Raw genomic sequence first — 18,179 nt, 5'->3', positions numbered from 1 at the left:
GCCGACGCCGTTCAGCGCATCAGAGCGGTCAGCAGCGACGCGTCGAGAGCTCGCTTGTTCTCCTCGTCGGACGCCCAGCTCGTCGTGGTGGCGGTCATGTGCTCGGGCGACGGATCGCCGATGCAGTGCGGCGCGAGCGCGGCGAAGAAGTCGTCCGCGTCGATGAGCGTTTCCTGCGTGTGCACACCGGGCCGGCGGGCGGCGGGGACGAGCAGCGCCGACACGGCGAGCGGGACACCGGTGGCGGCGGCCATGGTGAATCCCGGAGTGTTGGCGAGGATCGTCGCCGCGACGGCGGGACGCCCCTCGCGAACGCCGGTGGCAACGGCGAACAGGGGAGGCGGAGTGCCTCGTTTGAAGATGTCGCTCGTTTCGGAGGTCAGCAGCTTCTCCGCCCGCTCCACCAGCCGCGCCGCGCGTCCGGGGCTCAGTACCCCGGCGTCGATGAGCCGTCGCAGACCCGCCAGCATCCCGAGCGCCTTCCTGTCTCCGACACAGACATTGGTGCTGGAGCGCAGCGTGGGGAAGGCGCGCTGCAGGGTCACGGCCTCCGGATGCCCGACGGTGCGCCCGCTCAGTACGCCGAGGCCGGGATGCCGCCAGCCGAGCTTCTCCAGCGCCGGACGGTTCACCAGCCTGCCCTCGCGCAGCACGGGGATGGTGCCGCTGATCTGCTCCATCATGTGCACGACCGCCGCACTGGGCCCCGTTCCGGCGCGCGGGGTCTCCGGCTGCGCCGCGGCGATGTTCCAGCCGGTGAGAAGGGTTTCGACGGTGTCGAGTTCCCGCGCCGCGCGCACCGCGAGCATGCTCGCGACGCCGGGGCTGGCACCGGTGCCGATCAGGGCGCATATCCCGGCGGCCTCGGCCCGCTCGTCGAGTTCGAGCATGCGCAGGGTCGGTGCCGGATCGTCGCAGATGTCCACGTAATCGCGGCCCGCCTCGATCGCGGCGGTCAGGATCGGCACGCCGAACCGGAAGAACGGGCCCACCGTGTTGACGACCAGGTCGTGCGGCTTCATCGCGTCGACCAGCGCGGTGTGATCCGTCGCGTCGACCCGGCGTGCCGACACCTTGGCCCCCAGCCTGCCCGCCACCGCGGTGGCGCGGGGCAGGTCGCGATCGGCGACGACCACTTCGGTCACCGAGTCGTCCGCGGCCAGGACCGCCGCCGCGGCGGCCCCCATCTCTCCGCCGCCTCCGAGCGCGAGAACGCGCATGTCAGACCCCCTTTTGATATATTTACTGTCATGACAGTAAATCAAGTCGGGCGGCCCAGCAAGGCCGGCGAGCGGATCCCGGAGATCCTGCGCGCGACGGCCGAAGTGGTCGTGCGCGAAGGGCTGGCAGGCGTGACCTTCGCGAAGGTGGCCGAAGCGGCGGGCATGCAGCGCACGCTGGTCCTGCACTACTTCGGTTCCCGGGACGAGCTGCTCGGCGCGTTCATCGAGCACGCCGTCGGCGCCATGGGAACGGAGATCTTCCGCCGCGATCCCGGCCTGTCGCTCCGTGAGCGAGTCGTGTCCCTCTTCGCCCCGGGGGCGTACCGCTCCCGCGAGGATTTGGTCGTGTGGACGGAACTCGTGGCCCTGAGCGCCCGCGACGAGGACGTGCGCCGTCGGCTGCGCGACCTCTGGACCGAGCTGTGGCTGCCCGAGCTCGAAGCGATGTTGGCCGCGCACAGTCCCGACGCGTCCTCCGAGGACGTCGCGGACACGGTGTACGCGCTGGTGTGCCTGTTCGAGGCGCATTGGGCGTTCAGCGTGCAAGACGTCGCCGACGAACGCCGCCGTCGTCAGGCCGAGCGTGCGGCCCTGCTCATCCTGGATCAGCTGCCGCGCCGGCGGCCCTAGGGCAGCTTGACGTCCTCCGGCGTCTTGTCCGCCCGCAAACCCCGCCAGGTCGTATGCCGCAGACGGCCGTCCGGCGTCCAGTTCCGGTGCACGACCTCCCCGACGAGTTCCGGCTCCACCCAGTGCACCCGCCGCGCCCGATCGCGCGGGACCTCCGAAGCGAAGGGCGGCTTCTTCCGTTCCAGCGGGGTGAGCCGGGCATGCAGGTCTTCGAGGACCTTGTCGGTGAACCCGGTGCCGACGTCGCCGATGTACCGCAGGTCCCCGGCTTCGTCATGGGCGCCGAGCAGCAGCGCGCCGAGCGTCCCCGAACGCCGTCCGTCGCCGGGACGCCAGCCGCCGACCACGACCTCTTGGGTGTGCCACAGCGCCCGTTTGACCCACTGCCGTGTCCGCTTGCCGGGGTGGTAGCGGCTGTCGAGCTTCTTCGCGATCAAACCTTCGAGCCCGTGCTGCCGGACGACGTCGAGCAGCTGATCGGGTGAGATGTCTTCGTCGGTGTACCCCGGTGGGATGGCGATGCGGCCGCCGGCACCCAAGGACGTCAGCACCTCGCGCCGGGCCTCGTACGGCTCGTCGAGCAGGACGTCGCCGTCGAGGAGCAGCACGTCGAAGGCGAAGAAGTGCACCGGGCTGCGTTCCAGCAGCGACGCGTCCGGCGTGCGCAGATGCCGTGTCTGCAGCAGCGGGAAGCTGGGCCGCCCTTGCTCGTCGAGCACGACGATCTCACCGTCGAGGACGGCTTCGCGGCCATCGAGCGCTTCGCCGGTGACATCCGGGTACGTCGCCGTGATGTCGAGGCCACGGCGGCTGGTCAGGCGGGTCTCGCCGTTGCGCGCGACACGCAGGCAGCAGCGGTAGCCGTCCCATTTGTATTCGTACCCCCACCCGCCGGTGGGCAGGTCGCCGTCGGTCGCCAGCATCGGGGCGATCGCGTCCGGCACGGTGCTCATGCCTCACGGTACCCCGGAAACCCCGCCGGTGATCTATCGTCGAAGGGTGCCTGAGGAGCGGATAACGGTCGAGGTCGAAGGTCGGCGGCTGGGGCTGTCCAATCTGGACAAGGTGCTCTATCCCGCGCACGGTTTCACCAAACGCGAGGTCCTCGACTACTACCGCCGGATAGCCCCGGCCATGCTCCCGCATCTGCGCGACCGCGCCGCCACGTTCCGCCGGTTCCCCGACGGTGTCGACGGCGAACCGTTCTACGAGAAGAACGTTTCCCGCCACGCGCCCGACTGGGTGCGCACCGCGCGGCTCACCAACCGCGGCCGCCGGGGCGGGGAGGAGACGCTCGACTACCCGGTGGTCGGCGACCTCCCGACGCTGATGTGGGCGGCCAATCTCGCCGCGCTGGAACTGCACGTTCCACAGTGGACGGTCGGCCCGCGTGGCGCGCGGAAATCACCCGATCTGCTGGTGTTCGACCTCGACCCCGGGCCGCCCGCGGACGTCGTCGACTGCTGCCGGGTGGCCGAGACGCTCAGCGACCTGCTCATCGGTGACGGTCTCACGGTGTACGCGAAGACCAGCGGCAACAAGGGAATGCAGTTGTACTGCCCGGTGCGCACCCGGTCCGACGAACGCACCTCCGAGTACGCCAGGGCCGTCGCGGAGGAGCTCGCGCGCCGGTCACCGGAAACCATCGTCGCCAAGATGACGAAGGCCATCCGCCCCGGCCGCGTGTTCATCGACTGGAGCCAGAACAACACCGCCAAGACCACCATCGCGCCGTACTCGCTGCGCGGCCGTGCCGTCCCGACCGTCTCCACCCCGGTGACCTGGGAGGAGGTCGAAGCCTGCCGCAAGGCCGCCGACCTGCTGTTCACCGCCGAGCAGGTGCTCGAACGCGTCGAGGAGATGGGCGACCTGTTCGGCGACATCGCCGAGCATCGCGCGGCCGTTCCCCAACGGTGACCGGAGTCATGTTTGAACCCCGGACGGCGGGAAAACCTCAGGTCGGAGGAGTGACCCCGAATGACCGAAAACACCGAAGGCTGGTCATCCCGAGCCCTGGCCATGCTGCGAGCAGTGGCACAGGGCAGGGCCGAAATCACCGTCAGCCAGGAGCCCGATCTCTACGTCGACGGCCTGCCGTGCAGTGACCAGAGCACGGCCCACCGCCTCGCGCACGCCGGGCTGATCCGGACGCCCGCCGGTGGCGTTCCCGGCGGCCGGGTACCCGCGGAACTGTCCGAAACAGGACAGGATCTGCTGGAGCCGTTGGCGCCCGCCGCGTAGCGAGAGGTACCCGGAAAGACCACTGTGGACTCCCACCCGTTCCGCATACGATCTGCGGAGCGGGTGCGCGGGGGTGCGTGCCCACCGGGCTGGTACCTCCGGGGCCGGTGAGGATGTGGCTGTTGACCGGGTATCACACGCTGGCCGAGACCGAGAACGCCGTCCGGGCCAAACTGGGCGGTATCCCGCTGCTGTGGGAGCGGATGGAGGCGGTGGCCAATCTCCACCGCGCCGCGACCGCCGTCCGGCTGCATTTCGAGAACTCGGTCCTGCGCACCGCGGGCCTCACCTGGACCGCGTTCGTGGTGCTCTGGGTGGTGTGGATCTTCGGCGAGAAGGAGACCAGGCACGTCGCGGCGGAGTCCGGGATCACCAAGGGGACGCTGACCGGGGTCATGAAGACCCTGGAGGCGCACGGCCTGGTCACGCGGCGCAAACACCCCGTCGACGGACGGCTGGTGCTGCTCGCGCTGACCCCGGAAGGGGAGCGGCTGATGCGGGAGCTCTTCCCGGAGTTCAACCAGGAGGAAGCGTTCGTCACCGAACGGCTGAGCCCCGAGGAGTGCACCGAGCTGGCCGGTTCGCTGCGGGAGATCGTCCGGCAACTGGAGGAGAAGGGCGAAGAACGGCGGACCCGCGGGAGCTGAGCCCTACCGAAGGCGGTTGCGCGAGACCTCCGGAGGCTCCTACGTTTTTTGGAGCCGAACGAAGCGAAGGGCGCCCTTGATGGACTTCCGGTATTGGCTCGGGCAGGCGTTGACGTCGAACGAGGCGTGGGCGGAGACGTTCACCCCCGTCCGGCCGCATCCGTCACTGGACATCCCCGACGGGCGGTTCGAGTCGGCGTTCGAGGAGCTCACCGAGCGGCTGAAGGACAACTACCCGTTCTTCCACCCGTCCTACGCCGGCCAGATGCTCAAACCGCCGCATCCGGCCGCGGTGGTCGGCTATCTGACCGCGATGCTGATCAACCCCAACAACCACGCGCTCGACGGCGGACCCGCGACGGCCGAGATGGAACGCGAGGTCGTCCGGGCGCTGGCCACGATGTTCGGCTACACGGAGCATCTGGGGCATCTGACCACCAGCGGCACGATGGCGAACCTCGAGGCGCTGTTCGTCGCGCGGGAAACCCATCCGGGCAAGGGGATCGCGTACAGCGCCGAGGCGCACTACACGCACGGCCGGATGTGCGGCGTCCTCGGCGTCGAGGGGCATACGGTACCCGTCGACGCGCGCGGCGCGATGGACCTCGACGCGCTCGAAGAGCTGCTGCGCACCGGGAAGATCGGCACCGTCGTCCTCACCGCCGGGACGACCGCGCTCGGCACGGTCGAGCCGGTCCACGAGGCACTGGCGTTGCGCGAACGCTACGGCGTACGGGTGCACGTCGATGCCGCGTACGGCGGATTCTTCCGGCTTCTGTCCGGTTTGGACGGTCCGGAGGGGCTGCCCGAAGCCCCGTGGCAAGCCATCGCCGAGGCCGACTCGATCGTCATCGATCCGCACAAACACGGCCTCCAGCCCTACGGCTGCGGCGCGGTGCTGTTCAAGGACCCCGGGGCGGGCCGGTTCTACCTGCACGATTCGCCGTACACCTACTTCACCTCGGACGACCTGCATCTCGGCGAGATCAGCCTCGAATGCTCCAGGGCGGGCGCGGCCGCCGCCGCGCTGTGGCTCACCTTCCGGGTCCTGCCGCCCACCCCCGACGGACTGGGCCGGGTGCTCGCGGCCGGGCGCCGCGCGGCGTTGCGGTGGGCGAAGCTGCTGGAGGACTCCGAGCGGTTCGACCTGTACCAGCCGCCGGAACTCGACATCGTCACCTACTTCCCCCGCACGGAGCCGCTTTCGCTGTCGAGGATCGACCGGGAGAGCGAGCGGATCCTGCGCACCGGCATGGCCGCGGCGAGGGAGCCGGTGTTCCTCAGCACGCTGCGGGTCGGCGAGCCGCAGTTCGGTCTGCGTCACACCGGGGCCGACGCGGATGCGGACGGCGCGAGGATCCTGCGTAGCGTGCTGATGAAGCCCGAAAGCGAGGACCACGTCGACCGGCTGCACGAACGGCTGGAAGAGTTGTCCCGCGGTTGAGCTCCACCGGTACCGCAGACGAATGGATCCACCATGCCCGCACCAGGTCCCGCCGAACCCGTGACCGCGATCGAGACGAAATCGCTCGGCTCCGGGTTCCGGCGGCGGCACGTCACCATGCTGGCCATCAGCGGGGCGATCGGCGCCGGGCTGTTCGTCGGCACCGGCGCGGGGATCAAGACCGCCGGCCCCGGCATCCTGCTGTCCTATGTGGTCGCGGGCCTGCTCATGGTGCTCGTGATGCGCATGCTGGGCGAGATGGCGGCCGCCGAGCCGAGCAGCGGTTCGTTCTCGGTGTACGCGGAGAAGGCGCTCGGCCGCTGGGCCGGGTTCACCGTCGGCTGGCTGTACTGGTCGCTGCTGGTGGTCGTGGTCGCCGCCGAGGCCACCGCGGCCGCGGGGATCGCGAACGGGCTGCTGCCGCAGGTTCCACAATGGACCTGGGTGCTGCTGTTCATGGCGGTGCTGACCGTGGTGAACCTGTTCGCCGTGCGCTCGTTCGGGGAATTCGAGTTCTGGTTCGGCGCGATCAAGGTGACCGCCGTGGTCGCCTTCCTCGTCCTCGGCACCCTGGCGGTGTTCGGGATCCTGCCGGGGACGACGGCGGTCGGCCTGGACAACCTCACCGGGCACGGCGGTTTCCTGCCCAACGGCCTGCAAGGCGTGCTGACCGGGCTGCTCGCGGTCGCGTTTTCCTTCGGCGGTATGGAACTGGTGACCATCGCGGCCGCGGAGTCCGACGACCCGGCGGGGTCGATCCGCCGCACCACGCGCACGGTCATCGTGCGGCTGCTGCTGTTCTACATCGGTTCCGTGGCGCTGATGGTGCTGTTGCTGCCGTGGGAATCGGCCTCGGCCAACACCAGCCCCTTCGTCACCATTCTGGAGAAGATCGGGGTGCCGTCGGCGGCGCTGCTGATGAGTTTCGTCGTGCTGACCTCGTTGCTTTCGGCGCTCAACGCGAACCTCTACGGCGCCTCGCGCATGGTGTTCTCCTTGGCCGGACGCGGTGAAGCGCCGCGCGCGATGCTGAAACTGTCCGGGGCCGGCGTTCCGAGGACGGCGGTGCTCGCTTCGGTGGCCTTCGGTTTCGTGGCCGTATTGCTGAACTTCCTTGCCCCGGAACACGTTCTGCCGTTCCTGCTCAACGCCATCGGGGCGAATATCCTGCTGGTCTGGATCTTCGTCGCCGTCTCCCAGTTGCGGCTGCGGAAGGCGGCGGAACGCGACGGCACGGCCGCCGATCTGCCGGTGCGGATGTGGGGTTTCCCGTGGCTCAGCTGGGTCGCGCTGCTCGCGATGGCGGGTGTGCTCGTTCTCATGTGGACGGACGCCGACGCGCGGACGCAGCTGTTCACCAGCGGCGCGGTCGCCGTGCTGATCGTGGCGATCAGCCTGCTCCGGCGACGTCCTCGACACTGAACAGTTCGCGCTCCACCCGGCTCAGCGCCAGCCGGACCGCGCCGAGCGCGACCGCGTCTTCGCCGAGCGCCGACGATTCGACGCGCACCGGGAACAGGCACGACCGGGCCAGTTCGGCGCGCAGTTGCGTGGTCAGCTCCCCGGAGCCGCTGATCACCACCAGTCGCGGGTCGAGGGCGAGGACGATGGCGGCGACCAGCTCGGTGAACCCGCCTGCCTGGCGCAGGGTGCCGATCTGGCCCGCCGCGCCGTGGTGGCCCGCGTGCAGCTTCCCGCCGAGCAGCAGGCCCAGCGAGACGGCGGGCCCGGCCCGTACGTAGACGACGTCGTCGAAGCCGTGCGCCGCGCCGCGCCAATGCTCGGCCAGCGTGGCGAGTTCGGTGTCGTTCCCGGCCAGCACCGGGCAGCCGCCGAACTCGGCGGGCAGGTCGACGCCGGTCCAGCCGGGCAGGCGGTAGTTGTGGACGACCTTGCCGCCGGACACCACGCCGGTGGTGCCGATGCCGAGCACCCGCACGTTCGGGTGGCCTTCGACGGCGGTGGTGAGCACCCGGTGCGCGGTGCCGAGCCGGTCCGCGGCGGCCGTTTCCGGGGTGAGCCCGGCCCTCGCCCGTCCGACGACCTCGCCCCGCAGGTCGGCGACCAGGCACAACGCCTGATGCGGGCCGATCTCGAGGCCGGCGACGTGCCCGGACTCGTGGCGGAAGCGGTATCGCTTGGCGGGCCGCCCCACCGGCCGCGGCGCGCCGGGCGGAAGCGGGACCTCCTCGACCAGCCCCTGTTCACCGAGGTCGGCGGCGATCTCCTCGACCGTCGGACGGGAGACCTCGCTCGCCTTGACCAGTTCCGCGAGGGTGAGCTCCTCGGCCGCGTACAGCGCCCGCAGGACGGCGATGGCGTTGAGCCGCCGCAGCAGTGACGGATCCCCTCCGGACAGTCTGGCCATGCGGCTCCCTAGGCGGTGACGCGTTTGTCGTACTGGGCGCGCGCGAGGGCGATCTCGCCCTGGTGGTCCTCGGTCCAGGTGACCAGCGACTGGATCGTCTTGTGCAACGTCATCCCCAGCGGGGTCAGCGCGTACTCGACGCGGGGCGGCACCACCGGGTAGACGGTGCGGCTCACCAGCCCGTCGCGTTCCAGATGCCGCAGCGTGGTGGTGAGCATGCGCTGGCTGATGCCGTCGATCTTGTACTTGAGCTCGGTGAACCGCAGGGTGTTGCGGTCCAGCAGCGCGATCACCAGTAGCGACCACTTGTCCGCCACCCGGTCCAGGATCTGGCGGACCTCGCAGTCCTCACGGGTGTCCCACTGGAAGGCCTCGTAGTCCTCCTCGGTGAGTTCGCAACGACTAGGTGAGTTCAAAGTGCCTTCTTCCATGGTCATCGATGGTGACGGAAGATCCCCTTGGTTACAAGAGGGAACCGACCGGCCGATGAGTAACCGTCGGTTCCCGTTCACTGAGGGAGATCCGATCTTGAACGACTCGCAAACGCTTGCGCGCACCGACCGGATGGGCGGGCGGGCCTGGGGCGTGCTCTTGGTGCTGTGCGGTGCCATCTTCCTGGAGGGCATCGACGTCGCGATGCTGAACGTGGCGCTGCCGTCCATCCGGGCCGAACTCGGCCTGTCGACCGCGACGCTGAGCGGCGTGGTGAGCGCCTACGTGCTCGGCTACGGCGGGTTCATGCTGCTGGGCGGGCGCGCCGCCGACCTGTACGGCCGACGCCGCATGTTCGTCGGCTGGCTGGTGGTGTTCCTCGTCTTCTCCGGGCTGGGCGGATTCGCCACCGAAGGCTGGATGCTGGTGCTCGCCCGGTTCGTCACCGGCGTCGCCGCGGCCTTCATGACCCCGGCGGGCCTGTCCATCATCACCACGAGCTTCGAAGAGGGCCCGAAGCGCAACAAGGCCCTGTTGTTCTACGCCGGCACCGGGGCGGGCGGCTTCTCGCTCGGCCTCGTCATCGGCGGCCTGCTGACCAGGATCGACTGGCGCTGGGTGTTCTTCACGCCGGTGATCCTGTCCGCGGTCATCCTGCTCGCCGCGCTCTGGCTCATCAAGGAACCCGCTCGCGAGGGCGGTGGACCGCGCCGCCTGGACTTGGCCGGAGCGGTCACCGTCACGGTCGCGATGCTGCTGATCGCCTACGCGGTGGTCCGGCTGGAACACCCCGGACAGGGCTGGGGCTGGACCGTCGCGTCGTTCGCCGGGGGAGTGGCCGCGCTGGTGGCCTTCGTGTCCGTCGAACGCCGTTCACCCGCGCCGCTGGTGCGCCTCGGCATCCTGAGGTCGGGGCCGCTGGTTCGGGCGAACGTCAGCGCCCTGCTGTTCGCGGGCTCGTTCTTCGGGTTCCAGTTCCTGGTCACGCTGTACCTGCAGGAACTGCGGGGCTGGTCGACGCTGGAGACGAGCCTGGCGCTGCTGGCGGTCGGGATCGACGCGATCCTCGCGCCGACGCTGACCCCGCGGCTGGTGGCGAGGTTCGGCAACACCCGGCTGATCTTCGGCGGCCTCGTGCTCGCGGCCGTGTCCTACGCGCTCTTCCTGCCGCTGGGCCTGGACTGGACGTACGCGGCGATGTTCCCGTCGATGATCATCCTGGGTCTCGGCTTCGCGCTCGCCTACGGTCCGCTGACGATCGTCGCCACCGAGGGGATCGCCGAGGACGAACAGGGGCTCGCGGGCGGTCTGCTGTACACGGCGTTCCAGTTCGGCGCGGCGCTCGGGCTGTCCGCGGTGACCGCCGTCAACGTCGCCGCGCTCGGCGCGGATGGTTCGCCCCAGGCGGCACTCGGCGGGTTCCGGGCGGCGCTGGTGGTGCCGCTGGTGATGGCCGTGCTCGCCGCGATCGTCATCGCGTCCGGCCGTCAGCGCGTTTCGGCGAAGGAAGCCAGGTTGGCCAGTGAGGAGGCGATCCCGGCCTCGTGATCCGCCTGTCCGATACCGGGCGGCACGTCCGTCGCGGTGACGGTCACTTCGGTGCCGTCACCCGCCGCGGCCAGGTCCCAGGTCATCGTCATGGTGCCCGCGAACGCGGGATCTTCGGACTCGAAGACGGCCTGCTGCACCACGCGTTCGGCGGGCACCAGGTCGGCGAACCCGACCTCGACGACGTCCGTCGCGTCCGACGATTTGCCGGGCGCGGCGGACGCGTCGAGGTAGGTGAGGGTCATCCGGAAACCGCCGCCCGGCCGCGGATCCCAGTGCTCGATCCGGCCGCGCATCCCTTCGGGCGGCAGCCAGGCTTCGAGGGACTCGCGGTCGAGAAGTGCCCGATAGACGGTCTCGGGCGGGGCGGCGATCGTCCGGCTGCCGCTGTCGATCCTGTCCATGCGCCGAGTCTAGGGCGCACCGTCCTGGTCAGGGGTGCCGAGGAGTGATGGTGTCGCGGGTGATCGATTCCACCTTCTCCTGCGCCTTCTTGGCGTCGGTGACCCAGAGCTTGTAGAAGTCGAACGGGCAGTCCGCGACGCCCTTGTCGCCTTCGTCCGCGTCCTGCACGCCGGTGTAACCCCGGTGCAGCAGCTTGAAGATGTGGTTCTGCGACTGGTCGTAGGTCCGCGCGTCACGGATCGCCGAAACCGAAAGCTGCGCGTACTGGATCCCGTATTCCTCTTCGCCGGTCTCGCCGAGCGTGCGCCCGTCGAAGCCGATGATCGCGGAATGCCCGAAGTAGGAGTACACGCCGTCGAAACCGGCGGCGTTCGCCACCGCCACGTAACAGTTGTTGGCCCACGCCATCGCCTTGGCGATCAGGATCTGCTGTTCCTTGGCCGGGTACATGTAGCCCTGGCAGCGCACGATCAGTTCGGCGCCCTTCATCGCGCAGTCGCGCCAGATCTCCGGGTAGTTCCCGTCGTCGCAGATGATCAGCGAGATCTTCATGCCCTTGGGGCCGTCGCTGACGTAGGTGTCCTCGCCGGGGTACCAGCCTTCGATCGGGCACCACGGCAGGATCTTGCGGTATTTCTGGACGATCTCGCCGCGGTCGTTGATGAGCACGAGCGTGTTGTACGGCGGTTTGGCCGGGTGGTCCTCGTGCCGCTCGCCGGTGATCGAGAAGACGCCCCACGTCTGGGCTTCGCGGCACGCGGCGGCGAAGATCTCGGTCTCTTCGCCGGGAATCGTCGCCGCGGTCTCGTACATCTCCTTCGGGTCGTACATGATGCCCTGCGTCGAATACTCGGGGAACACCACGAGATCCATGCCAGGAAGGCCGGATTTCATGCCCACCACCATTTCGGCGATCTTGCGGGCGTTGTCGAGGACCTCGGCCTTGGTGTGCAGGCGCGGCATCTTGTAGTTGACCACCGCGACGCCGACCGTGTCCGGGCTGGCGGAAATATCACCGTGTCGCATGAAGACTCCTTTTCTCCGAACGGTTTTCAGGACGGGTAAACGCCGGTGAGGCCGAGGAAGGCGGGCACCGTGCACGTCGGCTGGCTGAGCAGCAGGGTGGTCCAGCCGGTGAACCGCGTCAGCTGTTCCTTGCCAAGGCCGAGAACCAGGAAGAACAAGGTCCACAGCAGGGCCCAGGACAGCCAGATGACGCCGAACACCGGATCGTCGTCGTGCCAGAACGCGATTCCCGCGTACACCACGGCGGCGCCCGCCACGAAGAGCGAGAACCAGCCGATGCCTTCGGGCTCCAGGCCGGCGAGGTTCGCGATACCGACGTACAGATAGGTGAAACCGAACAGGTACAGGCCGGACGCGGCGAGGATCGCGTCCCGGTCGCCGCCCGCCTGCACGATCAGCACGGTCGGGGTGACGCACTGCAGCGCGCCGACGAACAGGTTCAGCACCGCCGCCGAACGCGGAGGTATCCGGCCGAGCAGCATCAGGCCGTTGATCATCAAGGCGGCGCCGACGTAGAGTAGGCCCACGTCACCCATGCTCACCTCCGCAAGATGTGCGTCACATGGAATAATTTCAAATGAAAGTATGTGGTGTGCCGGAGCGAGTCAAGAGGGCGGATTTCAGAGCCTGGTGAGGACTTCGAAGTCGTAGCCGTCGGCGACCGCGAGATGGACGTGCTGATCGGCCTGCCGCCCGCGGAACTCGATCGTGCCTCGAGGGCCGTGATAGGCGACGCCGTCGATCGCCGCGTTGAGCGCGGGGAGCTCCGACGTCCCCGCCCGGCGGACGAGTTCCGCGAGCGTGTGCAGCCCCTCGTAACAGGATTCGGCGGCGTTGTTCAGGGCGGGGGCGCCGGGGCCGTTGCGGTCGACGTAGCGGCCGAGCAGGTCCATCGCGTCGGCGGTGACCATGGACCGGAAGTAGGCGGCGGAGACGTAGAGGTTGCCGGTGGCGTTCGCGCCGCTCGCCAGGAGCATGTTCTCCTCCATCAACGGGCTGAACCGGACCAGCCGATCGCTGAGCCCGTGCGCGGCGAAGGCGCGGTTGAAGCGCACCGCGTCCTGCCCGACCAGCAACATGAGCACACCGTCGCTTGTGGACCGTTCGATCTCGCGGACCACTGTGGACATATCGCCCGCCCCGAGCCCGACGAACGCCTCGCCGGTGATCCGCAGATCGAGCTCCCTGGCGTAGTGGCGGATCGCGCGGGTCGACCGGTGCGGCCAGACGTAGTCGTCGCCGACGACGAACCAGCTTCTGGTTCCGAGGTGATCGCGCAGCCAGCGCAGCGCCGGCTCGATCTGGCAGCGTGGTGTCTCGCCCGTGCAGAAGATGCCCGAGCGGCGCTCGCCGCCTTCGTAGAGCGACGTGTACACGTACGGGATCCTGTCGGCCACGACCGGCGCGAGCGCGTGCCGGATCGACGAGATGTGCCAGCCGCTCACCGCGTCGACCCGCCCCGTGCCGACCAACCGCCGCAGCTCATCGGCGACCTGCGCGGGGGTGCCACCGCCGTCGACCACCTCGGCTTCGACCTGCCTGCCGAGGATGCCGCCGGATTCGTTGAGCTCGTGGACGGCCAGTTCCGTGATCGCCTCGCACGACGGGCCGAACAGCCCGGCGGGTCCCTGCAACGGGACCACCATGGCCACACGCCAGGTGTCGTCGCGGGGCCGGGTGGCGAGGCGTGGGGGCATGGCGCTCCGTGCGGTGGCCCGGTAAGGTCAAAGTGCTTTCACCTGGAAGTATTGCGAGGGTGTCCGGTTTTGGCAAGGGGACGGGATATGGGGACACGCGGCGTCACGACCGCCGGAACGTCGCTCACCGGCTCGCTCACCCGCGCCGCCCGGGCCGTCGCCGCCAAGGTCGAGCAGGTGCTCGCCAAGGAAGGCCTCACCTTGGACCAGTGGCTGGTGCTGGACGCGCTGAGCGGCAAGGGCGGTCTCGCCATGGCCGACCTCGCCGACCGGACGCTCGCCACCGCCCCGACGCTGACCAGGGTGGTGGACAAACTGGTGACCACCGCGCAGGCCTACCGCGAGGTCGACGCTACGGACAGACGTCGCGTGCTCGTCCACCTCAGCGCCCGTGGCCGCGCGACGTACCGGCGCGTGGCCGCGAAGGTGTCGGAAGTGGAAGCCCGGCTCGACGTGCCGGACGAAGTGCTCGTGGCGTTGCGGGGTCTCGGCGACTGAACGTCGGGGATCCGGATTCCGTGCCACCGCCGGATCGCCGTCATTCGTCGAGAACCCGCGCCAGCAGCATGGTCGCCGGGCCGAAGCCCGCGCGCAGGTAGAACGGCACCGACCGGTCGGTGGGGGACAGGACGACACGATCGCAACCGCACGCGCGCGCGTAGGCGAGGGCGGCGTCGACCAGAGCGGCTCCTATTTCCCGATCGCGGTGCGTGGCGAGCACGAAGGCATTGCCCAGGTAGGCCCAGCGTGTGGCGGAGAGACCGGGCCGCGGCATTCGTTCGATCAGGGCGAGGTTCACCATACCGACGGCCTCGCCGTCGAGTTCGGCCAAGAACGCCGATCGGCGCGATGCTTCGGCGGCGTACCAGCAGGCGAAACGCTCTTCGAACCCGTCGTCCTCGACCGGCTTTCCCGACTGCTCTTCCGTCCATGCTCGCCGCAGTGCCGCCAGTGTCGGCACGTCGCGCTCGCCGGCCTGCCGGATCGACACCGGGTGCGAAGACGTCATGACCTGATCTTGGCATGGTGCGGGGGTCCCGGTCCGAGTGACTCCGCCCGGTCCCGGCGATTACCACGCTTTTGCCGGTATCGACGGCGATGAAATCGCGCGTAGCGTGGATGACGAGGCCATTTCGTCATTTATCTGCGTCAGGTCTTCAAAGGTAACTGTGGGGGTACCTGTTGCTCTGCCATTGTCGCGATAAGTCGCCTGCATGTCCCCTGTCTCGCTCGACGACGTCCCGATTACCGGGACGCGTCGTCACGTTCCTCGAAAACACCGACGAGATCGCGCAGCTGGTGGCCGGCCGGGAACAAAGCTCTCTGCGTGCCCATCTTCTGGTGGCGATGAACACCTTCTGGCCGACGGACTCGGTGCGTGTGCTGCGCCTCGGCGAGTCGGATCCGCCGCTGGACGCCGACGCACTGGGCGACTGGATCCTGGGGCGCCGGTGGCCGTACACCGTCGACCAGGACGAAGGCGTGGTGCTGCGCGGAAGCCCGTGGCTCGAAGCCCTGCGATTCGGTTTCCAGGACGCGATCGTGGTGCCGGTGCTCGACGCCGGGCACGCGGGCCGTTGCCGGGTGATCGGCTTCGCCGCCGCCTTGTCGTGCAGTCCGGACGTCTACGACGCACAGGCGGTGGAGGCGTTCTTGCGCCTGACGCGGACGATGATCGACGAGTCGGCGGAAGGACGGTCCGAAGGCCGGGAAGCCCACCCGGACGAAGATTCGCCGGCGGGGTGGTCCTGCCCGCCGGAGCTGGCCGACAGCATCGGTGGGAAGCTGTTGCCGCTCCGCGCGGGTATCGCCCGGGTCAGACGGACGGCGCCGAGCGAGGAAGTCGCGCTCCAGCGCGCCGTCCAGGAATTGAACGAGACCTTCGGAGCGGTGTGGAACGAGATGTTCAGTCTCCTCACCGGGCCCGCCCGCAAATCGGAGAACCTGGTATCCCGGCTGACCCCCCGGGAAAAGGAAGTCGCCGAACTCGTGGCGAAAGGGCACAGCAACAGGGAAATCGCCAGGTGCCTCTACATCAGCGAACCGACGGTGAAGACGCACGTCTCGAGAATATTGCGCAAGCTCGGGGTCGGGCAGCGTGCCGAGATCACGGCGCTGGTCCGGTCGGCGCCCCGCCGGGTTTGCGGGACGCCGGCGCGGGACTCGCCCGGCCGTCGGCCGAACGGGCGGCTGAAGAGGAAGGACGGCCGCGAACGGGACGGCCGCCGGTGAGCGGGCACTGAGACGGCCGGGCCGCCTGTCCGGGAGTCATCGCGGGGTGCTCGGAGGTTGGTCCGCTTCGGTGACCGGCGTGAGCGTACGTTCGTACTCCGGCGAGGTTTCCGTGACGATCCGGCCGTCGTGGAGCACGACGATCCGATCGGCGAACCGTTTGGCGAAGGTCAGTTCGTGGGTCACCATCAACATGGGCAGACCGGTGTCGGCCAGACGGCGGATGATGGCGAGCACGTCCGCGGTCAACGTGGCGTCGAGTGCCGAAGTGATCTCGTCGAGCAGGAGGATCCGGGGCCGCATGGCCAGCATGCGGGCGATGGCGAGCCGCTGCTGCTGCCCGCCGGACAGCGTGGTGGGGCGCCGGTCGCCGAGGCCGGAGAGCCCCACCATCTCCAGGTGTTCCACCGCGATCCGGACCGCGGCGTCCAGTGGGACGCGGTCCACCACCCTCAGCGGCATGACGATGTTGTCACGGACCGTCCGGTGCGGGAACAGGTTGAACTGCTGAAAAACCATCCCTATGGCGTTGTCCCGCCTGCGTTCCCTGCCGCTGATCCGCCGTCCCCGGACCAGTATCGCCCCGGTGTCGGGTTCCGCCAGGCCCGCGATGCAGCGGAGCAGCGTGGATTTGCCGCTGCCGCTGCGGCCCATGACGGCCACGAGTTCCCGTTCTCCCACCGAGAGGTGGATGTCGTGCAGTACCGGCGATCCGCTTTGGTAGGCGAACGACAGACCGCGCACGGCCAGCACCTCGGCCGTGTTCCCGTTCCGGGGCTCGTCCATGCTTCTCCTACACCATCGCGAGTTTGCGTTCGAGCCTGCCGCTCAGCATGGACAGCGGGTATGTGACGACGAAGTACATGACGGCGAGCAGGGTGTAGACCTCCAGCGGCCGGAAGGTCGCGTTGACGATGGATTGGGCCCGGTAGGTGATCTCCGGTACGGCGATCACACTCAGCAGCGAAGACTCCTTGATCAGGAGGATCAGGGTGGTCGCCAGCGCGGGCAGCACATGGCGGAACGCCTGCGGAAGGATCACGTGCCGGATGGTCTGCAACCGGGTGAACCGCAGCACCGCCGCGGCCTCCAGCTGGCCGGGCCCGACCGAGGTGATCCCCGCCCGGAACACCTCCCCGAGGACCGCCCCCGAGTTCAGGGTCAAGGCCAGTACTCCGGCCGAGATCACCGGCAGTTCGACCCCGAGCAGGATCGGCAGCGCGTAGAAGATCCAGATCAGCTGCACCAGCCCCGGCGTGGTGCGGAAGAACTCGGTGTAGGCGTAGGCGAGCTGGCCGAGCACCGGCACGTTGTTGGCGCGCACGAGCGCGCAGAGCAGACCGACCACGCTGCCCGCCAGCAGGGAGACCACCGAAAGGCCCGCGGTGAAGGCGAGCCCGCCGAGCGCGGCGTCCAGCGCCTCTCCGGTGAACAGGTAGGTCCAGTCGAACGTGTAGTCCGTCGCCGCCATTCCCTCACCCGCCCAGCGAGTTCTCGGGGGTGATCCACTTCTTGAGCGCTTCGTCGATGGTCCGGTCCGCCTTCTTCCCGGCGATGAACCGATTGAGTTCGGCGAGCAGTTCGCCGTCGCCCTTGGGAACGCTCCAGCCGACAGGTACCGGGTCGACCCCCTCCGGTGCGTCGGGAATCACGCGGAATTGCGGGTACTTCGCCAGGATCGCCGGCATGATCAGCGCCTCGGCGGCGACGGCGCTCGCGCGGCCGCTGCCGAGTTCCGAGATCAGTTCCGGCAGACCGGATCCGGCCGAGGGCAGCTCCCGCAACTTCGCCCTCGGCACGACGTGACGGCAGATCAGGCACTGCGCGCCACCGGCGAGGCAGGCGATCGTGACCCCGGGGTCGTTGAGCGAGGCGAGGTCGGTGAGCCTGGTGTCGGTCTTGGCCACGAGCCAGGCGCCGCCCATGGACAGCAGCGGATCGGCGAAGTCGACCGCTTTCCGGCGCTCTTCCCTGGCCTGCAGTGAGGTGATCATGTCGTATTTCCCTGATTGCAGACCGGCGATGATCGTGGCGTAACTGGTCCCCACGTACTCCACCCGTACGCCGAGGCTCCGCGCGAATTGATCGATCAGGTCGACGTCCAGGCCGACGTACGAGCCGTCGGCACGCCGGATCGTCAGCGGTGGAGAGGCGCCGATCCCGACGCGCAGCACCTTCTCGTCCCGGATGCGCTGGAGGCTCGTCCGCTGGTCGGTCGCGGCGCAGGACGAAGCGACCAGTGCCAGTGCCAGCAGGAGACCGAGCAGAACACGGGGCTTCAGCATG

At 69.0% G+C, this 18,179-nt stretch carries 21 protein-coding genes; 9 read left to right on the top strand and 12 right to left on the bottom strand.

Annotated features, from left to right (window positions below):
- Positions 1-11: 11 nt before the first annotated feature.
- On the bottom strand, positions 12-1,220 hold the full coding sequence (locus ACFWIW_RS11195; protein WP_378368309.1) for a saccharopine dehydrogenase family protein: 1,209 nt from the start codon (positions 1,218-1,220) through the stop codon (positions 12-14).
- A 30-nt stretch (positions 1,221-1,250) separates the two neighbouring features.
- Between ACFWIW_RS11195 and ACFWIW_RS11190 the strand changes: the two genes are divergently transcribed.
- Positions 1,251-1,853: a TetR/AcrR family transcriptional regulator gene (locus tag ACFWIW_RS11190; RefSeq protein WP_378368308.1), complete on the top strand. Its 603-nt coding sequence runs from the start codon at positions 1,251-1,253 to the stop codon at positions 1,851-1,853.
- Here ACFWIW_RS11190 and ligD (ACFWIW_RS11185) read toward each other — a convergent pair.
- Entirely contained in the window at positions 1,850-2,806 is a 957-nt protein-coding gene (ligD, locus tag ACFWIW_RS11185; RefSeq protein ID WP_378368307.1) for a non-homologous end-joining DNA ligase, read from the bottom strand. The two genes, ACFWIW_RS11190 and ligD (ACFWIW_RS11185), sit on opposite strands and share 4 nt — an antisense overlap.
- A gap of 46 nt (positions 2,807-2,852) precedes the next feature.
- Between ligD (ACFWIW_RS11185) and ligD (ACFWIW_RS11180) the strand changes: the two genes are divergently transcribed.
- The 5 genes from ligD (ACFWIW_RS11180) (at position 2,853) to ACFWIW_RS11160 (ending at position 7,607) form a co-directional block, all read left to right on the top strand.
- On the top strand, positions 2,853-3,770 hold the full coding sequence (gene ligD, locus ACFWIW_RS11180; RefSeq protein ID WP_378368306.1) for a non-homologous end-joining DNA ligase: 918 nt from the start codon (positions 2,853-2,855) through the stop codon (positions 3,768-3,770).
- 60 nt (positions 3,771-3,830) lie between these two features.
- Positions 3,831-4,094: a hypothetical protein gene (locus ACFWIW_RS11175; RefSeq protein ID WP_378368305.1), complete on the top strand. Its 264-nt coding sequence runs from the start codon at positions 3,831-3,833 to the stop codon at positions 4,092-4,094.
- A gap of 113 nt (positions 4,095-4,207) precedes the next feature.
- Positions 4,208-4,741, top strand: a complete 534-nt coding sequence (locus ACFWIW_RS11170) for a MarR family winged helix-turn-helix transcriptional regulator (RefSeq protein ID WP_378368341.1) — start codon at positions 4,208-4,210, stop codon at positions 4,739-4,741.
- Positions 4,742-4,820: 79 nt separating this feature from the next.
- Complete coding sequence (locus tag ACFWIW_RS11165) at positions 4,821-6,185, top strand: pyridoxal phosphate-dependent decarboxylase family protein (RefSeq protein WP_378368304.1); 1,365 nt, start codon at positions 4,821-4,823, stop codon at positions 6,183-6,185.
- Positions 6,186-6,218: 33 nt separating this feature from the next.
- Entirely contained in the window at positions 6,219-7,607 is a 1,389-nt protein-coding gene (locus ACFWIW_RS11160; RefSeq protein ID WP_378368303.1) for an amino acid permease, read from the top strand.
- Here ACFWIW_RS11160 and ACFWIW_RS11155 read toward each other — a convergent pair.
- Both ACFWIW_RS11155 and ACFWIW_RS11150 read right to left on the bottom strand, forming a co-directional pair.
- Complete coding sequence (locus tag ACFWIW_RS11155; protein WP_378368302.1) at positions 7,576-8,553, bottom strand: ROK family protein; 978 nt, start codon at positions 8,551-8,553, stop codon at positions 7,576-7,578. The two genes, ACFWIW_RS11160 and ACFWIW_RS11155, sit on opposite strands and share 32 nt — an antisense overlap.
- A gap of 8 nt (positions 8,554-8,561) precedes the next feature.
- On the bottom strand, positions 8,562-8,990 hold the full coding sequence (locus ACFWIW_RS11150; protein WP_240594667.1) for a helix-turn-helix domain-containing protein: 429 nt from the start codon (positions 8,988-8,990) through the stop codon (positions 8,562-8,564).
- 127 nt (positions 8,991-9,117) lie between these two features.
- Here ACFWIW_RS11150 and ACFWIW_RS11145 point away from each other — a divergent pair, with 127 nt between their 5' ends.
- Positions 9,118-10,533: an MFS transporter gene (locus tag ACFWIW_RS11145; RefSeq protein WP_378368340.1), complete on the top strand. Its 1,416-nt coding sequence runs from the start codon at positions 9,118-9,120 to the stop codon at positions 10,531-10,533.
- On the opposite strand, the gene ACFWIW_RS11140 is transcribed toward ACFWIW_RS11145, so the two are convergent.
- The 4 genes from ACFWIW_RS11140 to ACFWIW_RS11125 all read right to left on the bottom strand — a co-directional run bounded on the left by ACFWIW_RS11140 (position 10,473) and on the right by ACFWIW_RS11125 (position 13,661).
- Entirely contained in the window at positions 10,473-10,937 is a 465-nt protein-coding gene (locus ACFWIW_RS11140) for an SRPBCC family protein (protein ID WP_378368301.1), read from the bottom strand. The two genes, ACFWIW_RS11145 and ACFWIW_RS11140, sit on opposite strands and share 61 nt — an antisense overlap.
- A 28-nt stretch (positions 10,938-10,965) precedes the next feature.
- Entirely contained in the window at positions 10,966-11,964 is a 999-nt protein-coding gene (locus tag ACFWIW_RS11135) for an aliphatic amidase (RefSeq protein WP_378368300.1), read from the bottom strand.
- A 26-nt stretch (positions 11,965-11,990) separates the two neighbouring features.
- On the bottom strand, positions 11,991-12,491 hold the full coding sequence (locus ACFWIW_RS11130) for an AmiS/UreI family transporter (protein ID WP_378368299.1): 501 nt from the start codon (positions 12,489-12,491) through the stop codon (positions 11,991-11,993).
- A 93-nt stretch (positions 12,492-12,584) separates the two neighbouring features.
- Positions 12,585-13,661 carry a substrate-binding domain-containing protein gene (locus ACFWIW_RS11125; protein ID WP_378368298.1) on the bottom strand — a complete coding sequence of 359 codons (1,077 nt, stop codon included), beginning with the start codon at positions 13,659-13,661 and terminating at the stop codon, positions 12,585-12,587.
- 87 nt (positions 13,662-13,748) lie between these two features.
- Between ACFWIW_RS11125 and ACFWIW_RS11120 the strand changes: the two genes are divergently transcribed.
- Positions 13,749-14,159, top strand: a complete 411-nt coding sequence (locus tag ACFWIW_RS11120) for a MarR family transcriptional regulator (RefSeq protein ID WP_378368297.1) — start codon at positions 13,749-13,751, stop codon at positions 14,157-14,159.
- 40 nt (positions 14,160-14,199) lie between these two features.
- Here ACFWIW_RS11120 and ACFWIW_RS11115 read toward each other — a convergent pair whose 3' ends face one another.
- On the bottom strand, positions 14,200-14,670 hold the full coding sequence (locus ACFWIW_RS11115; protein WP_378368296.1) for a GNAT family N-acetyltransferase: 471 nt from the start codon (positions 14,668-14,670) through the stop codon (positions 14,200-14,202).
- 338 nt (positions 14,671-15,008) lie between these two features.
- On the opposite strand from ACFWIW_RS11115, the gene ACFWIW_RS11110 reads away from it, so the two are divergent.
- Entirely contained in the window at positions 15,009-15,893 is an 885-nt protein-coding gene (locus tag ACFWIW_RS11110; RefSeq protein WP_378368295.1) for a LuxR C-terminal-related transcriptional regulator, read from the top strand.
- Positions 15,894-15,929: 36 nt separating this feature from the next.
- On the opposite strand, the gene ACFWIW_RS11105 is transcribed toward ACFWIW_RS11110, so the two are convergent.
- From ACFWIW_RS11105 to ACFWIW_RS11095, 3 genes are read right to left on the bottom strand one after another with little or no spacing between them, the layout of a single operon-like run.
- Positions 15,930-16,679, bottom strand: coding sequence for an amino acid ABC transporter ATP-binding protein (locus ACFWIW_RS11105; protein WP_378368294.1), 750 nt, complete (start codon positions 16,677-16,679; stop codon positions 15,930-15,932).
- Between the two features lie 7 nt (positions 16,680-16,686).
- Positions 16,687-17,364, bottom strand: coding sequence for an amino acid ABC transporter permease (locus ACFWIW_RS11100; RefSeq protein WP_378368293.1), 678 nt, complete (start codon positions 17,362-17,364; stop codon positions 16,687-16,689).
- Between the two features lie 4 nt (positions 17,365-17,368).
- Positions 17,369-18,178, bottom strand: coding sequence for a substrate-binding periplasmic protein (locus ACFWIW_RS11095; protein ID WP_378368292.1), 810 nt, complete (start codon positions 18,176-18,178; stop codon positions 17,369-17,371).
- Position 18,179 lies beyond the last annotated feature (1 nt).

It is taken from the genome of Amycolatopsis sp. NPDC058340 (assembly GCF_042723975.1).
Taxonomy (GTDB): Bacteria; Actinomycetota; Actinomycetes; order Mycobacteriales; family Pseudonocardiaceae; genus Amycolatopsis.
This window is presented reverse-complemented; position numbering and strand designations above follow the sequence as displayed.

Excerpts from the sequence above, each read along its gene's own strand:
- ACFWIW_RS11195 (WP_378368309.1), bottom strand. The coding sequence starts at position 1,220 with ATGCGCGTTCTCGCGCTCGGAGGCGGCGGAGAGATGGGGGCCGCCGCG.
- ACFWIW_RS11190 (WP_378368308.1), top strand. The coding sequence starts at position 1,251 with ATGACAGTAAATCAAGTCGGGCGGCCCAGCAAGGCCGGCGAGCGGATC.
- ligD (WP_378368307.1), bottom strand. The coding sequence starts at position 2,806 with ATGAGCACCGTGCCGGACGCGATCGCCCCGATGCTGGCGACCGACGGC.
- ACFWIW_RS11175 (WP_378368305.1), top strand. The coding sequence starts at position 3,831 with ATGACCGAAAACACCGAAGGCTGGTCATCCCGAGCCCTGGCCATGCTG.
- ACFWIW_RS11170 (WP_378368341.1), top strand. The coding sequence starts at position 4,208 with ATGTGGCTGTTGACCGGGTATCACACGCTGGCCGAGACCGAGAACGCC.
- ACFWIW_RS11165 (WP_378368304.1), top strand. The coding sequence starts at position 4,821 with ATGGACTTCCGGTATTGGCTCGGGCAGGCGTTGACGTCGAACGAGGCG.
- ACFWIW_RS11160 (WP_378368303.1), top strand. The coding sequence starts at position 6,219 with ATGCCCGCACCAGGTCCCGCCGAACCCGTGACCGCGATCGAGACGAAA.
- ACFWIW_RS11155 (WP_378368302.1), bottom strand. The coding sequence starts at position 8,553 with ATGGCCAGACTGTCCGGAGGGGATCCGTCACTGCTGCGGCGGCTCAAC.
- ACFWIW_RS11150 (WP_240594667.1), bottom strand. The coding sequence starts at position 8,990 with ATGACCATGGAAGAAGGCACTTTGAACTCACCTAGTCGTTGCGAACTC.
- ACFWIW_RS11145 (WP_378368340.1), top strand. The coding sequence starts at position 9,118 with ATGGGCGGGCGGGCCTGGGGCGTGCTCTTGGTGCTGTGCGGTGCCATC.
- ACFWIW_RS11140 (WP_378368301.1), bottom strand. The coding sequence starts at position 10,937 with ATGGACAGGATCGACAGCGGCAGCCGGACGATCGCCGCCCCGCCCGAG.
- ACFWIW_RS11135 (WP_378368300.1), bottom strand. The coding sequence starts at position 11,964 with ATGCGACACGGTGATATTTCCGCCAGCCCGGACACGGTCGGCGTCGCG.
- ACFWIW_RS11125 (WP_378368298.1), bottom strand. The coding sequence starts at position 13,661 with ATGCCCCCACGCCTCGCCACCCGGCCCCGCGACGACACCTGGCGTGTG.
- ACFWIW_RS11120 (WP_378368297.1), top strand. The coding sequence starts at position 13,749 with ATGGGGACACGCGGCGTCACGACCGCCGGAACGTCGCTCACCGGCTCG.
- ACFWIW_RS11115 (WP_378368296.1), bottom strand. The coding sequence starts at position 14,670 with ATGACGTCTTCGCACCCGGTGTCGATCCGGCAGGCCGGCGAGCGCGAC.
- ACFWIW_RS11110 (WP_378368295.1), top strand. The coding sequence starts at position 15,009 with ATGAACACCTTCTGGCCGACGGACTCGGTGCGTGTGCTGCGCCTCGGC.
- ACFWIW_RS11105 (WP_378368294.1), bottom strand. The coding sequence starts at position 16,679 with ATGGACGAGCCCCGGAACGGGAACACGGCCGAGGTGCTGGCCGTGCGC.
- ACFWIW_RS11100 (WP_378368293.1), bottom strand. The coding sequence starts at position 17,364 with ATGGCGGCGACGGACTACACGTTCGACTGGACCTACCTGTTCACCGGA.
- ACFWIW_RS11095 (WP_378368292.1), bottom strand. The coding sequence starts at position 18,178 with ATGCTGAAGCCCCGTGTTCTGCTCGGTCTCCTGCTGGCACTGGCACTG.